This is a genomic window from Ruegeria sp. YTSA144, assembly GCF_059610125.1.
In genome coordinates this window covers 55,977-68,904 of sequence record NZ_JBXWNA010000003.1, presented here as the reverse complement: position 1 = coordinate 68,904, position 12,928 = coordinate 55,977, and the positions used below count along the sequence as shown (strand labels likewise).

The following is a 12,928-nucleotide window of genomic DNA, read 5'->3' as shown; positions in this document are numbered from 1 at the left end:
CAAGAGGCTTTCACCGTGCTGCTGTTTGCTTCTGCGAAGCCTCCAGTGCCTGCTGGATGTCCGCCAGCAGGTCCCCGGCGTCTTCCAGGCCAACGGAAAAACGGATCAGCCCCGGCGTAATGCCAAGCTCGTCTTTCTGCGCATCGCTCAGACGCTGGTGCGTTGTGGTCGCCGGGTGCGTCGCGATCGACTTGGCATCGCCCAGATTGTTCGAGATCACAGGAATGGTCAGCGCATTCAGGAACGCAAAAGCCGCGTCCTTGCCGCCCTTGATATCCAGGGACAACACGGTCCCGCCTTTTCCACCAAGTTGCGATTGAACCAGAGCATTTTGCGCGTGGGTCTTCAAACCAGGGTAAAGGGTACGCTCCAGCGCGGGATGCCCTTCAAGCGCCTCTGCGATCTTTTGCGCGCTGTCGGCCTGCGCATTGACGCGCAGCGCCATGGTTTCCAGACCTTTGAGCATGACCCAGGCATTGAACGGGCTGAGCGCGCCGCCGGTATGCTTCAGATACGGCTCAACGGTTCCGCGGATGAAGTCCCTGGTGCCGATGATCACACCGCCCAGCGCACGGCCCTGCCCGTCAATGTGCTTGGTTGCCGAATAAACGACCACATCCGCGCCCTGTTCCATCGCGCGCGAGAAGACGGGCGTCGAAAACACGTTGTCCACCACCACAATCGCCCCAACGGCATGGGCCAACTTGGACACGGATGCGATGTCGATCACTTCAAGTGTCGGGTTCGACATCGATTCGAAAAAGACCGCCTTGGTATCCGGGCGGATCGCTGCCTGCCACTGTTTCAGGTCCGTGCCGTCCACAAAGGTCACTTCGACGCCAAATCGGGACAGGATGTTCTCAAGAATATACAGGCAGGACCCGAACAATGCCTTTGCTGAAACAACATGGTCCCCGGCCTTCAGCATCGAGGTCAGCGCACCGTTGACCGCCGCCATGCCCGAGGCCGTCGCAAACGCATCCTCGCCACCTTCAAGGGCCGCGATGCGCTGTTCGAACATAGACACGGTCGGGTTGCCATAGCGGGCATAGATGAACTCATCGGGGCCGCATTCCAGAAACCGGGCTTCGGCCTGTTCGGCAGTTTCGTACACAAAGCCCTGCGTCAGGAAAATCGCCTCGCTCACCTCGTTGTACTGACTGCGGCGGATACCGCCATGGACGGCTTGTGTGCGCTTGTTCCAGTTCTCGCTCATCTCATTCCCTTTCAGCCTCCGGCGGAGGCAAACAAAAAACCCCAGACGCGGCCAAGCGAAAGGGGTCTTTCATCCTGACCTTTTAGCGGTGTTGTTTAGCGTGGCCCGCAATCCGGTAACAAATCGCCACGTAGCTTTGGGATGGCAATACGCCTCGGGCGGTTTGCGGTCAAGCCCGGCTTGCATTCGGTCACGCTTTCGTAAGCGACTCTTGCCGAGCCGGCAGAAACCCGCATGATCCACCCAACATCAGGAGAACACATGGCTGACCCGATTGATCTGTATTTCTGGCCCACACCAAACGGCTGGAAAGTGTCCATCGCTCTGGAAGAGATGGAGCTGCCCTACACCACTCATCTGATCGATATCGGAAAGGGTGATCAGTTCGACCCGCAGTTCCTGAAGATCGCCCCGAACAACCGGATGCCAGCAATCGTGGACCCTGACGGGCCAGATGGTGCACCGGTCTCGGTTTTTGAAAGCGGGGCAATTCTGATGTATCTGGCCCGCAAGACCGGGCAGTTCTATGGCAAGACCGAGCGTGATCGGATCGCCGTCGAAGAATGGCTGATGTGGCAGATGGGCGGCGTTGGTCCAATGGCCGGTCAGGCGCATCACTTCCTGAAATACGCCCCGCAACTGAACCCGCCACAGGACCTGCCCTATGCCAAAGATCGTTACCGGGCCGAGGTCGGTCGTCTGTACGGGGTGCTCGACAGACGGCTGGCCGAGAACGAATACGTTGCCGGAGACTTCTATTCGATTGCAGACATGTCGATCTGGGGCTGGGCCAGCCTGTGGGAAGGGCAGCAGCAAGTGCTGGAGGACAAACCCCACTTTGCGCGCTGGCTGAAGGCCGTCGGCGCCCGCCCCGGTGTTCAGGCCGGGCGCGCTCTGCACGCAGAGCTACGAGGAGACAATCGTGACAAGCAGGCGCAGGAGGTCTTGTTCAAACGATGACTGCGTTGAAAACCCGTTTGGATTGACGCTGATCATCAGCCCTGGCTGCCTTGGCCGCGGCAGGATCGGCTAGCGAAACTTGAATTCGGGTTCCGCCAGGAAAGGCATCGGGGTGTTCCTCCAAACCCCACTGCGCAGCGCGGCAGGATTTCTGTGGTCAACGCGCATCCGGGGCGTCAGGACAAAAGCCGCCTGCTTCTTCCCATCCGTTTCCCGCACCAAGCGTGTCATCTCTTTGCGCTTTAGACGCTGCAATTCCGAGAGGTATTTTTGGGTGTTCCCAAGGTGTCTGCGCTCGAAAGAGTGGGCACTCAAAGCTTCCTCGATCATTCTGGCGGTATGCACGTATCCTTTTGAACGCGTATGCTCCAACAGTTCGCCAAGGCGACCGGCAATCTGGCTCTCATCCATCTGGACGGTTTTTTCGAACGATCCATTTCGTGTTACTTCAGGCATCTGAACTGACTCTGAGAAGATGTTGAGTGGCGTGCCATCGCGCCTGCGTTCAGACACAGGCCGACGCATAGAGATGCCCGCAGTACTAACACGGCATCAAAGAGTCGACCGGCCAATGCCGAATTGGCGGAAAAGCGCCTTTGACCCAGCGTGATATGCGGGAACTTACCGACATTCATCGGCGCACAGGTCTTGTTGCGCGCAAGGCAACAAGGTAGCCGCCTGTTATTTCCCGTCACATCAGGCCTACCCTGCGCCCTGCACCAGCATATCCAGCATCCCCGAAATATCCTCGATTTCTTCCGCAATCACATGGGTCACTGAATGCGCCCGCTGCATCCGGCCTGTCACTTTCAGCAACCGCCCCGAAATCACCGCACGGCGGAACCGTTCGTAGATTTTGCGCCAGACCACCACATTCACGACCCCGGTCTCGTCTTCAAGCGTCAGAAAGATCACCCCCTTGGCCGTTCCCGGCCTCTGCCGCAGGATCACAAGCCCGGCCACAGCCACGCGCGCGCCCTCGGGCGGGGAATCCAGTTGGCTGGAAGGCAGACAGGACGGCGGGCGCGGCCAATCCCGGTTTGAAACCACAGGGCGAACGGGTGCAACAAGCATGAGAACAAAAATAGAACAAACAGCAAGAAAGTCCAGACATGGCGCGCTGAGTCGCAAATGAGGCTGGAAAGACCTAAATGCCTTCACTAAGGAAGAAATCGAACATCGTAAAAGGAAGACGCACGCAATGGCAAAGATCACCTATGTCGAGCACGGCGGTACCGAACACACAGTCGAGGTCGCCAACGGACTGACCGTCATGGAAGGGGCCCGCGACAACAACATCCCCGGCATCGAGGCCGATTGCGGCGGCGCCTGCGCCTGCTCGACCTGCCATGTTTACATCCACCCCGACTGGGTCGAGAAAATTCCGGCCAAGGATGACATGGAAGAAGACATGCTGGACTTTGCGTTCGAGCCCGACCCGGCCCGCTCGCGCCTGACATGCCAGATCAAGGTCACCGATGCGCTGGACGGGCTGGTCGTTCAGATGCCTGAAAAGCAGATCTGATGCACAACAAGGCGCCGCGCCTGCCCCGCCGCTTTTGGCAACGTCGGGCACGCGGCGCTTTGCTATCTTTCGGACTTTGGCTCGCGCTGCCACAAGCTGGCACGGCAGATACCATAAACGACGCCCGCTTCACAGAACCAACCACTCGTTACGCCCATGGCGTCCTGGGTGACACGATCGAATATGGCGCGCTGGAATTCACGACCGACAGTACGGTCGTAACTATTCGCCTGCCACAGGATCGCGTGTTCGAAGACATCGCCCCGCGCTTGGCAGACGTCACCCTGGACGGCGCACGCGAAGCAATTGTCGTTGAATCCCACGACAAAACAGGGGCTCAACTTGCGATTTACGACGCCGCCGGAGACAAGATCGCGGCCACGCCTCATATCGGCACCCGCTTCCGCTGGCTTGCCCCGATCGGGGCCGCCGACCTGGACGGCGACGGGCATATCGAAATCGCTTATATCGACCGTCCTCATCTGGCCAAAACACTGCGCATCTGGCGCTACAAAGACAACGCCCTGAGCGAAATCGCGGCTCTGCCCGGATTGACCAACCACAGGATCGGTGAAGATTTCATTTCCGGTGGCCTGCGCACCTGCGGCGACCGCCCGGAACTGATCGTGGCCAGCGCCGACTGGACGCGGATCGTCAGCGTCTCTTACGACAACGGCTGGATCACATCCGACCGGGGCCCGTTCAACGGCCGCAAAAGCCTAGCCCAAGCCCTGAACTGCTGATCCGCCTCTTCATCTGGCCAAAAATATCCTGAGGGATGAGCGGTTGAAAGGAAATCGTCCAGTGGACGATTTCGACCGCGAGCGCGCGCAGCGCCGGGAGGCCGCAAGGCCGAGGGGCAAACCCCCTGCCCGATCAATCATCCAATGCACGCCATCCGATATCGCGCCGGTAAAACCCGTCAGGCCAATCCACGGCTTCAACCATTTCATAGGCCCGGTCGCGCGCCTCCTTCAGTGTGCTCCCCCGGGCGGTCACGTTCAGCACGCGCCCGCCCGATGCAACCACCTGCCCATCGGCACTCTTTGTACCAGCGTGAAACACCATGTTCCGGCTGTCTTCCGGCAGGCCTTCAAGCCCTTTGATCGCAGTGCCTTTCTTGTAAGCACCCGGATAGCCATTGGCCGCCATCACCACAGTGATGGCATGGTCATCCGCCCAATTCACCCGCATCTCACCCAACCTGCCTTCGGCAGCCGCGTGCATCAGGTCCATCGCCTGCGCGCCCAAACGCATCATCAGAACCTGACATTCCGGGTCACCGAAGCGGACGTTGTATTCGACCAGCCTTGGCTGCCCGTCCTTGATCATCAAACCTGCATAGAGAACGCCCTGAAACGGCGTTCCCCGGCGCTTCATCTCGGCGATGGTAGGGCGCACAATTTCTTCCATCGCACGCGCCTCCACCTCTTCGCTCAACACCGGCGCCGGAGAATAAGCGCCCATCCCGCCGGTGTTCAGGCCGGTATCGCCCTCGCCAACCCGTTTGTGATCCTGGGCCGTGCCGACTGAAAGAATGTCCTCACCATCGCACAGAACGAACAGCGAGGCTTCTTCACCATCCATGAATTCTTCGATGACGACTTCCGCGCCCGCACCGCCAAAGGCACCGCCGAACATGTCGTCAATGGCGTCCAATGCGGTCTTCTCGTCCATCGCAACGATCACGCCTTTGCCTGCGGCCAGACCATCGGCCTTGACCACAATCGGCGCGCCCTGTTCGCGGATATAGGCTTTGGCAGGCTCAGCCTCGGTAAACCGGGCATAAGCCGCGGTGGGGGCGTTGGCCGCGTCGCAGATTTCCTTGGTGAAGCTTTTCGACGCTTCCAGCTTCGCCGCCTCGGCTGAAGGTCCAAAAACCAATACACCGGCTTCGCGCAACCGATCGGCCACACCGGCCGCCAAAGGCGCCTCGGGTCCGACAATCACGAAATCAATCGCATTTTCTTCGGCAAAGCCGACAACAGCGCCGCCGTTTTCAATATCCAGAGCGGCACAGTCAGCGATCTGAGCGATCCCCGCATTCCCCGGAGCCACGATCAGACGGTCGCATTTGGGGTTTTGCAGCACTGCCCATGCCAGGCTGTGTTCGCGCCCGCCGCTGCCGAGAATGAGGATATTCATGAAAGCTCTCCGATCTGCTTGGCCTTGCCTGCGCGGCGTTCTAAGCTGGGCGCGCATTTGAAACAAGGCGCTGAAATGTCCGACCTGCTTGATGACCCGATTCCGGGCCAAAACACCCCTGAATACACTGTGTCCGAAATTTCGGGTGAGGTGAAACGGACGCTCGAAGGCTCGTTCGGTCGAATCCGCGTGCGCGGTGAGGTTGGGCGCGTGTTCAAAGCCCGATCCGGGCATCTGTACTACGACATCAAGGACGACAGGAACGTTTTGGCCTGCACCACGTGGAAAGGTCAGATTTCCGGCCTGTCCGTTGTGCCCGAAGAAGGATTGGAGGTCGTCGTCACCGGTCGCCTCACGGCTTTCGGGGCGCAATCCAAATACAACCTGAATGTCGATGAGGTTTCCGTCGCGGGTCAGGGCGCGCTGATGGCGCTGCTGGAGAAGCGCAAGAAGCAGCTTGAGGCCGAAGGATTATTCGCGCCCGAACGCAAAAAACCCCTGCCATACCTGCCGCAGGTTATTGGCGTGGTCACATCCCCCTCAGGCGCCGTGATCCGCGACATTCTGCATCGGCTCAGGGACAGGTTCCCGCGCAAGGTGCTGATCTGGCCTGTGGCGGTTCAAGGGGCCAACTGCGCGCCCGAGGTTGCCCGCGCCATCGAAGGCTTCAACCAATTGACACCCGGCGGCGCGTTGCCCCGGCCCGACCTGATCATCGTGGCCCGTGGCGGCGGATCGATCGAAGACCTCTGGGGCTTCAATGAAGAGATCGTCGCCCGCGCCGCAGCCGCGTCGGACATACCGTTGATCTCGGCCGTTGGGCATGAAACCGACACCACCCTGATTGATTTCGTTTCGGACCAGCGCGCGCCAACACCCACCGCGGCCGCCGAACTGGCCGTTCCCGTCCGCATGGAACTGCTTGCCTGGACTGGCGAGCAAGGCGCACGCCTGTCCCGCGCGGCAACGGATGCCGTCCAACGCCGAACGCAAAGGCTGCGCGATCTGTCCCGCGCCCTGCCGCGCCCGGATAGCCTGTTGAACTCTCCGAGACAACGCCTTGATTTGATTGCAGATCGACTCACGCCCGCCTTGATCCGCGGGGTTCAGAACCGTCGCCTTCAAGTGGTGGAACTGTCTGCCCATCTGCGCCCCTCAACCCTGCGCAGTCTGGTATCTGCACGACGGGAATCACTACACAACCTGTCCTCACGCCTGTCTTTGCGCCCAATCCAAAGGGAAATTGATCAACAGCGGCAGAACCTGAACCGTCTTGGCGATCGAATGCATACGGCCCAAACCACGCGACTGGACCGCCTCAAACAGCAACTCGAAGCGACGGATCGCCTGCGCGAGACGTTGAGCTACAAGGCCACTTTGGACCGCGGATACGCGGTCGTCCGGGCCGAAGGGAATGTGATCACCACCAAGGCTCAGGCCGCCAAACAAACGGCGCTCGAAATCGAATTCGCCGATGGTGTTCTCAGCACGGGCCCGGCCGCGAAGTCACCTTCGAAAAAACCCAGACCGGACACCCCGGATCAGGGATCGCTGTTCTAGGCCATGCTGACCATCTGGGGCCGAAGAACATCATCCAATGTACAGGCCCTGATGTGGTGCGTCGGTGAACTGGCGCTGGAGTTTCAGCGCCACGATGTGGGGCACAGGTTCGGCGGGCTGAACACGGATGGCTTTCGCAAACTGAACCCAAACGGCACCATCCCGGTGATACAGGATGGCGAACGCCCCCCGCTTTGGGAGACGGGCCCAATCCTGCGGTATCTGGCCTCCGCGTATGGTGAAGATGATTTCTGGCCACGCGACCCGACCCGGCAAGCCGAAGTGGACAAGTGGGCGGAATGGGCCAAGATCAACGTCGCGATGGCATTCACGGTACCTGTGTTCTGGCGGGTTGTGCGGACACCGGAGGCAGAGCACGACCACCATGCAATCGAAAAAGCCCTGACAGCGCTAGAAAGCACGCTGGCAATCGCCGATGCGCAACTGTCTGAACATGCGTTCCTGTGCGGTTCCTGCCTGACTTTGGCCGATATCCAGTTGGGACACGTTCTCTATCGCTACTATGACATCGATATATCACGTACATCACTGCCCAATTTGCGCCGGTACTATGACACGCTGACCGAAAGGCCAGCCTACCAGACCCATGTCATGATCAGCTATGACGAGCTGCGCCGAAACTGATCAAACGCCAACGTCGGGCCCGTAACAAACCATTTCTTCCCCAAGATCCTCTGCCTCATACAGTTCGGTCGCTTCCGGATTACCTTCGAATTGCGCAATCAAACCGCCACCGGATTGAGTGAAAACCCAGCATTGCGGATCCAGCCTGTCTTCGTAGACAAAGCAAATCTGTTCACCCTGCTGATACCAAATACCTTCCTTGCAATTCCCGTCGAGAAAAGACCAGATCACACGACGGTTCGGAAGATACCGCTCCACCCCGTAAATCTGACCTTCGAACCCGTAGAACAGAGTTTTACCCTGCGTATACTTGTCGAACTCCGAGCCAGACAAAGGCGTTTGTGCCGCCACTGACTGTGCGGCAAAAGTTGCAAGAATCATAAAGGATCTGAACATGTTTCCATTTTGGCAGAAGCGCTCCGGTCATGCCATTCGCCTGTTGGACCGGTGTCATCACATAACACTTAACTCGACGTAAGCGGTTGATTTCACGCCACGCCGCAGATCAGATTATTCTGAACCGGCGAGGAGATGACATGACAACCATACTGTTCTGGATCGCCCTTGGCAGTGCCCTTGGTTATCTGCCGCTGACCTCCCGACCCGCCGGATCTTTGCGCACCGTGCTGAAAACCGCTTCGGTCGTCTTGTTGGCGGTCATAGCCGTCTTGCACGGTGGGCCTTGGTTGTTGGTTCTTGCGCTCGCTCTGTGTGCGTCCGGCGACGCTATGCTGTCACGCGAAACAGATACCACGTTCATGGCGGGCATCGCCGCTTTTGCCGCCGGGCATCTGGCCTATATCGCTCTGTTCCTGTCTCATCCGACAAGTTCCGCTGCGCTGATTTGGAACGCACCAGCGATTGTATGGTCCTTGATCATTCTTGGCATCATCATGGCCACACTGCTTGCGCCCCGCGCCGGAGACCTGAAGGGGCCCGTTCTGGCCTATATCCCGATCATTCTCGGAATGGGGATCACTGTGCTGGCACTGCCGGATGCCGGCCCGCTTCAGTGGGCCTTGCCCGCCGCCATGGCCTTCATCGCGTCAGATCTGATCCTCGCAACCGAGAAATTCCTGCTGCCACCGAACCACCCTGCCCTCAAGGTAACGCCTTATCTGGTGTGGCCCCTCTACTGGGGCGCGCAATTCGGCTTTGTCCTTGCGTTCGCGTGACCCTTTGCAACTGCCGCAAATCCGCATTAGGTGAAGGGAACACCTGTGGAGACCAAGTATGGCGTTTTTCTCAAAGCTAAAGGACAAGCTGTTCAAATCTTCATCTCGTCTTGAAGAAGGGCTGGAAGCCATCGTCGAGGATGGCGGCGAGGAAACGGCGGCTCCGGACCCGGTGATCCCCCAGCCGCAGCCCGATCCGCAACCCGTTCCAGAAGTGCCAGAGCCTGCCCCGGCCCCGCAACCGGTTGAACCGCCGGCACCGATCCCGACTGACCCCACGCCTGTCGCTCCACCGCCGGAAATACCGGAATCCAAGGGTATCCTGAACCGCCTGTTCAATCGAGGCGCCGCCACGGAAATGCGCCGCACCCTGGACGATGACATGCTGGAACAGCTCGAAGAGCTGCTGATCGCCTCGGACATGGGCGTCGACACGGCCTTGCGGGTCACGTCTAACATGGCTGAGGGCCGCTTTGGCCGCAAACTGTCGACCACAGAGATCAAGCAACTTCTGGCCCAGGAAGTCGCCCACGTGATGGAGCCTGTGGCCAAGCCTCTGCCGATCTATCCCAAACGGCCACAAGTGGTGCTGGTCGTCGGCGTCAACGGCTCGGGCAAGACCACGACAATTGGAAAACTGGCCAGCCAGTTCAAAGAGGCCGGCAAAAAGGTCATCATCGCCGCCGGCGACACCTTCCGCGCTGCGGCCGTGGAACAGTTGCAGGTCTGGGGCGATCGCGCCGGAGTTCCGGTTCTGACCGCACCAGAAGGCTCGGACCCTGCCAGCCTCGCCTTTGACGCGCTGACCCGTGCACAGGCAGAAGGCGCCGATCTGCTGATGATAGATACGGCAGGCCGCCTGCAAAACCGCACCGACCTGATGGAGGAACTGGCCAAAATCGTCCGCGTTATCCGCAAGGTTGATGACACCGCTCCACACAATACCTTGCTCGTACTCGACGCCACCACCGGTCAGAACGCACTGAGCCAGGTGGAAACGTTCCGCAATCTGGCGGACGTTTCCGGTCTGGTCATGACCAAGCTGGACGGCACGGCCAAGGGCGGTGTTCTTGTTGCCCTGGCAGACAAATTCGGGTTGCCCATCCACGCGATCGGAGTCGGCGAACAGATCGACGACCTTGCCCCTTTCGACCCCGAAGAATTCGCCGCCGCCCTCACCGGTCTCGACAAAGGCTGATCCCAGGCTTCATCTGGCCCCAAATATCCTCGGAGGGTGTGGGGGGCAGACAGCCCCCCACCTTCTCCGCTCCGCAAAAGGTCCGCGTATTTGAGCGACTGGCTGATCTCTCTCGAAGGCACCGAGACCGGACACCAACTGGCATTGGCGCTGGCCTTGATGGCGGCGTTCCTGCACGCGGTCTTCGGTGCATTGCAAAAAGGCAGGCACGACCCGTGGCTGTCCCGTGGCGCGATCGACGCCTGCTATTGCCTTATGGCAGCCCCCTTCGCCTTTTTCGTGGTCCCATGGCCCGAACCTCATATGTGGCCGATCTTCGCACTCGTCTGGCTGATCCACATCGCCTACAAGACCCTGCAAGCCATGGCGTACACCAAAGGCTCTTACACCGTCGTCTATCCGGTGGTGCGCGGGACGGGTCCGCTGTTCACCGTCATCGGTGCCTATCTTCTGTTCGGCGAAGCATTCTCGGCCGTGCAATGGCTGGGCGTAGCTACGTTGCTGGCCGGGATATTCGGGTTGGCCGCCTACAACTTCAGGTTCCTGGAAACCGACAGGGATACGCTGGGCATCGCGCTGACACTGGCGGTCATCACAGGCCTGTTTGTGGCCCTGTACACCACCTATGACGCCTATGGCATTCGCGCCACCGCCGATCCGTTCACCTTTCTGGCCTGGTTCTTCATGATCGACGGCGCGGCCATGCCGATCTACGCATTTCTCAGGTGGCGCGCGATGGCGCACAGACCTGCACCTGGCCCGCTGATGCTGCGCGGCCTCGCCGGCGGTATCATCGCCCCTTTGTCCTTCGGGGCGATCATGCTGGCCACCCGGTTGGACAAGGTCGGTGAAGCAGCCGTTCTGCGCGAAACCTCAACGGTCTTCGCTGCGCTGATCGGCTGGCTTGTGCTAAAGGAAACTGTCGGCCCAAGACGCATTGCCCTGATGGCATTGATTGCACTTGGCGCCGTAATAGTTGAAATGGGCGGGTAAGCAGCAGGAAGTACAGATGACAGGCAAAAAAGACATCAACCCGTTTCTGAAACAGGTTCTGGAACTTGGCCCCCCGCTGGCCTTCTTCTTCATCTACCTGCGCCTGCGCGACGACAGCTTTCTGATCGGCGGCATCGAGTATTCCGGGTTTATCATCGCCACGATAATCTTCGTCCCGCTGATGCTGGGGGCAATGGGTATCCTGTGGTATCTGACCGGCAAACTCAGCCGGATGCAGATCTTCACGGCCTTCATGGTGATTTTCTTCGGCGGCCTCACAGCCTGGTTCAACGACGAGCGGTTCTTCAAGATGAAAACCACGCTTGTCTATGGGCTTTTTGCCCTGATCCTCGGCATTGGTCTGATGCAAAAGAAATCCTATCTGGCCTATGTTCTGGACGAAATGCTGCCGATGAAACACGAAGGCTGGATGATACTCACGCGCCGCCTGTGCGCGTGTTTCGCCGTACTGGCCACCGCAAACGAATTCGTCTGGCGCACCATGTCGACGGATCTATGGGTCAAGATCGAGACCTTCGGCTTTCCCATCGCGCTGATGGCCTTCCTGATGCTTCAGTTCAGCATTCTGCAACGATATATGGACGATCCCAAGCAGAAATAGCCCCCTGCACCCGCCAGACCTGCCAAAACAAACAAAATTCTTGGCTTGAGCGCCCAGCTATGGGAAGTTGTACCACCACCCACACTCATACTTTGCCCAAGATCGGTGCATACATGACGGCCTTTCCCAACAGCGGCTTCCTTGCCGAAGCTTCCGACGGGCTCAGAGAAATGCTTTCGGCGCAGGCGACCGAAATATCTCTGTCCCAAGGTGATGTACTTTTTGAACAAGGCGACGAGGGCGACTCTCTCTATGCCATTCTGGAAGGCACATTGGAGGTTTCCTTTCTGGCAATGAGCGGCCGCAAACTGACGCTGACCTTGATGCGCCCCGGCGAAGTCTTCGGTGAAATCGCGTTGTTTGACAATGGCCCGCGTACGGCCACCATTGCGGCGGCAGAACAGTCACGTGTACTGCGTGTGCGCCGCAACGACGTTATGAACCAGATCAGACAACAGCCTGATCTGGCAGTGGATATGATCCGACTTGCCGGATTGCGGATGCGATGGATGGGATCGCAATTGAACGAACAGGTGTTTCTGCCCATGCCGATCAGGCTGGCTCGCAAGCTGCTGCACCTGTCGGGTTTGCAGGACGACCCGTCCGCGCGCATCACCCTGTCGCAGAGCGAGCTGGCCGAGTTTGTCGGAGCCACGCGCGAGGCGGTTTCCAAAACCATCTCGACCTGGAAACGCGACAACATGGTCGAAGCCTCTCGTGGCGGCTTGCTGATCCAGGATTTTGAAGCCCTGCGGGAATTGGCTGATTCAGATCTTATTTGATCAGGTGTGACCTGGTTCACAGACCATTGATTCCGCGTTGACCTAAGGTGAGTTTGTTACCGTAGGAGGTCAGAGAATCATCCCCGATATCTGTCCACTGACCTCTC

15 protein-coding genes and 1 riboswitch are annotated in these 12,928 nt (G+C 59.1%); of the genes, 10 read left to right on the top strand and 5 right to left on the bottom strand.

From position 1 onward, the window contains the following. Window positions 1-10: 10 nt before the first annotated feature. Window positions 11-1,216: an O-succinylhomoserine sulfhydrylase gene (gene metZ, locus AC2FF8_RS09185; protein WP_496879512.1), complete on the bottom strand. Its 1,206-nt coding sequence runs from the start codon at window positions 1,214-1,216 to the stop codon at window positions 11-13. 62 nt (window positions 1,217-1,278) lie between these two features. After that, a riboswitch (SAM riboswitch) is annotated at window positions 1,279-1,356 on the bottom strand. Between the two features lie 121 nt (window positions 1,357-1,477). Between metZ and AC2FF8_RS09180 the strand changes: the two genes are divergently transcribed. Next, the gene (locus AC2FF8_RS09180; protein ID WP_496879511.1) at window positions 1,478-2,176 is read left to right on the top strand and encodes a glutathione S-transferase N-terminal domain-containing protein; all 699 of its coding nucleotides are present in this window, start codon (window positions 1,478-1,480) and stop codon (window positions 2,174-2,176) included. Window positions 2,177-2,245: 69 nt separating this feature from the next. Here the strand turns inward: AC2FF8_RS09180 and AC2FF8_RS09175 are convergent, their stop codons facing one another. After that, the gene (locus AC2FF8_RS09175) at window positions 2,246-2,632 is read right to left on the bottom strand and encodes a hypothetical protein (protein ID WP_170346588.1); all 387 of its coding nucleotides are present in this window, start codon (window positions 2,630-2,632) and stop codon (window positions 2,246-2,248) included. A 246-nt stretch (window positions 2,633-2,878) separates the two neighbouring features. Then, window positions 2,879-3,250 (bottom strand): OB-fold nucleic acid binding domain-containing protein, encoded by a 372-nt coding sequence (locus tag AC2FF8_RS09170; RefSeq protein ID WP_480684608.1) that lies wholly within the window; start codon window positions 3,248-3,250, stop codon window positions 2,879-2,881. A 127-nt stretch (window positions 3,251-3,377) separates the two neighbouring features. Here AC2FF8_RS09170 and AC2FF8_RS09165 point away from each other — a divergent pair, with 127 nt between their 5' ends. Both AC2FF8_RS09165 and AC2FF8_RS09160 read left to right on the top strand, forming a co-directional pair. Beyond that, on the top strand, window positions 3,378-3,701 hold the full coding sequence (locus AC2FF8_RS09165; protein ID WP_170346586.1) for a 2Fe-2S iron-sulfur cluster-binding protein: 324 nt from the start codon (window positions 3,378-3,380) through the stop codon (window positions 3,699-3,701). Further along, window positions 3,701-4,444 (top strand): FG-GAP repeat domain-containing protein, encoded by a 744-nt coding sequence (locus AC2FF8_RS09160; protein WP_496879510.1) that lies wholly within the window; start codon window positions 3,701-3,703, stop codon window positions 4,442-4,444. The genes AC2FF8_RS09165 and AC2FF8_RS09160 overlap by 1 nt, the downstream gene beginning before the upstream one ends. A 133-nt stretch (window positions 4,445-4,577) precedes the next feature. Here AC2FF8_RS09160 and purD read toward each other — a convergent pair whose 3' ends face one another. Beyond that, the gene (gene purD, locus AC2FF8_RS09155; protein ID WP_496879509.1) at window positions 4,578-5,846 is read right to left on the bottom strand and encodes a phosphoribosylamine--glycine ligase; all 1,269 of its coding nucleotides are present in this window, start codon (window positions 5,844-5,846) and stop codon (window positions 4,578-4,580) included. Window positions 5,847-5,921: 75 nt separating this feature from the next. Here purD and xseA point away from each other — a divergent pair, with 75 nt between their 5' ends. Both xseA and AC2FF8_RS09145 read left to right on the top strand, forming a co-directional pair. After that, window positions 5,922-7,406, top strand: coding sequence for an exodeoxyribonuclease VII large subunit (xseA, locus tag AC2FF8_RS09150; protein WP_496879508.1), 1,485 nt, complete (start codon window positions 5,922-5,924; stop codon window positions 7,404-7,406). Between the two features lie 3 nt (window positions 7,407-7,409). Next, a complete protein-coding gene (locus tag AC2FF8_RS09145; protein WP_210092177.1) occupies window positions 7,410-8,051 on the top strand; it encodes a glutathione S-transferase family protein in 642 nt (213 codons plus the stop codon). Here the strand turns inward: AC2FF8_RS09145 and AC2FF8_RS09140 are convergent, their stop codons facing one another. Beyond that, window positions 8,052-8,432, bottom strand: coding sequence for a hypothetical protein (locus AC2FF8_RS09140; RefSeq protein WP_496879507.1), 381 nt, complete (start codon window positions 8,430-8,432; stop codon window positions 8,052-8,054). A gap of 155 nt (window positions 8,433-8,587) precedes the next feature. Between AC2FF8_RS09140 and AC2FF8_RS09135 the strand changes: the two genes are divergently transcribed. The 5 genes from AC2FF8_RS09135 (at window position 8,588) to AC2FF8_RS09115 (ending at window position 12,821) form a co-directional block, all read left to right on the top strand. Then, window positions 8,588-9,226 (top strand): lysoplasmalogenase family protein, encoded by a 639-nt coding sequence (locus AC2FF8_RS09135; RefSeq protein ID WP_496879506.1) that lies wholly within the window; start codon window positions 8,588-8,590, stop codon window positions 9,224-9,226. Between the two features lie 58 nt (window positions 9,227-9,284). Next, window positions 9,285-10,424 (top strand): signal recognition particle-docking protein FtsY, encoded by a 1,140-nt coding sequence (ftsY, locus tag AC2FF8_RS09130; RefSeq protein WP_496879505.1) that lies wholly within the window; start codon window positions 9,285-9,287, stop codon window positions 10,422-10,424. Window positions 10,425-10,514: 90 nt separating this feature from the next. Continuing rightward, a complete protein-coding gene (locus tag AC2FF8_RS09125) occupies window positions 10,515-11,417 on the top strand; it encodes an EamA family transporter (protein WP_496879504.1) in 903 nt (300 codons plus the stop codon). 16 nt (window positions 11,418-11,433) lie between these two features. Further along, window positions 11,434-12,039: an inner membrane-spanning protein YciB gene (locus AC2FF8_RS09120; RefSeq protein ID WP_496879503.1), complete on the top strand. Its 606-nt coding sequence runs from the start codon at window positions 11,434-11,436 to the stop codon at window positions 12,037-12,039. A 113-nt stretch (window positions 12,040-12,152) separates the two neighbouring features. After that, window positions 12,153-12,821 (top strand): Crp/Fnr family transcriptional regulator, encoded by a 669-nt coding sequence (locus AC2FF8_RS09115; protein WP_170346577.1) that lies wholly within the window; start codon window positions 12,153-12,155, stop codon window positions 12,819-12,821. Window positions 12,822-12,928 lie beyond the last annotated feature (107 nt).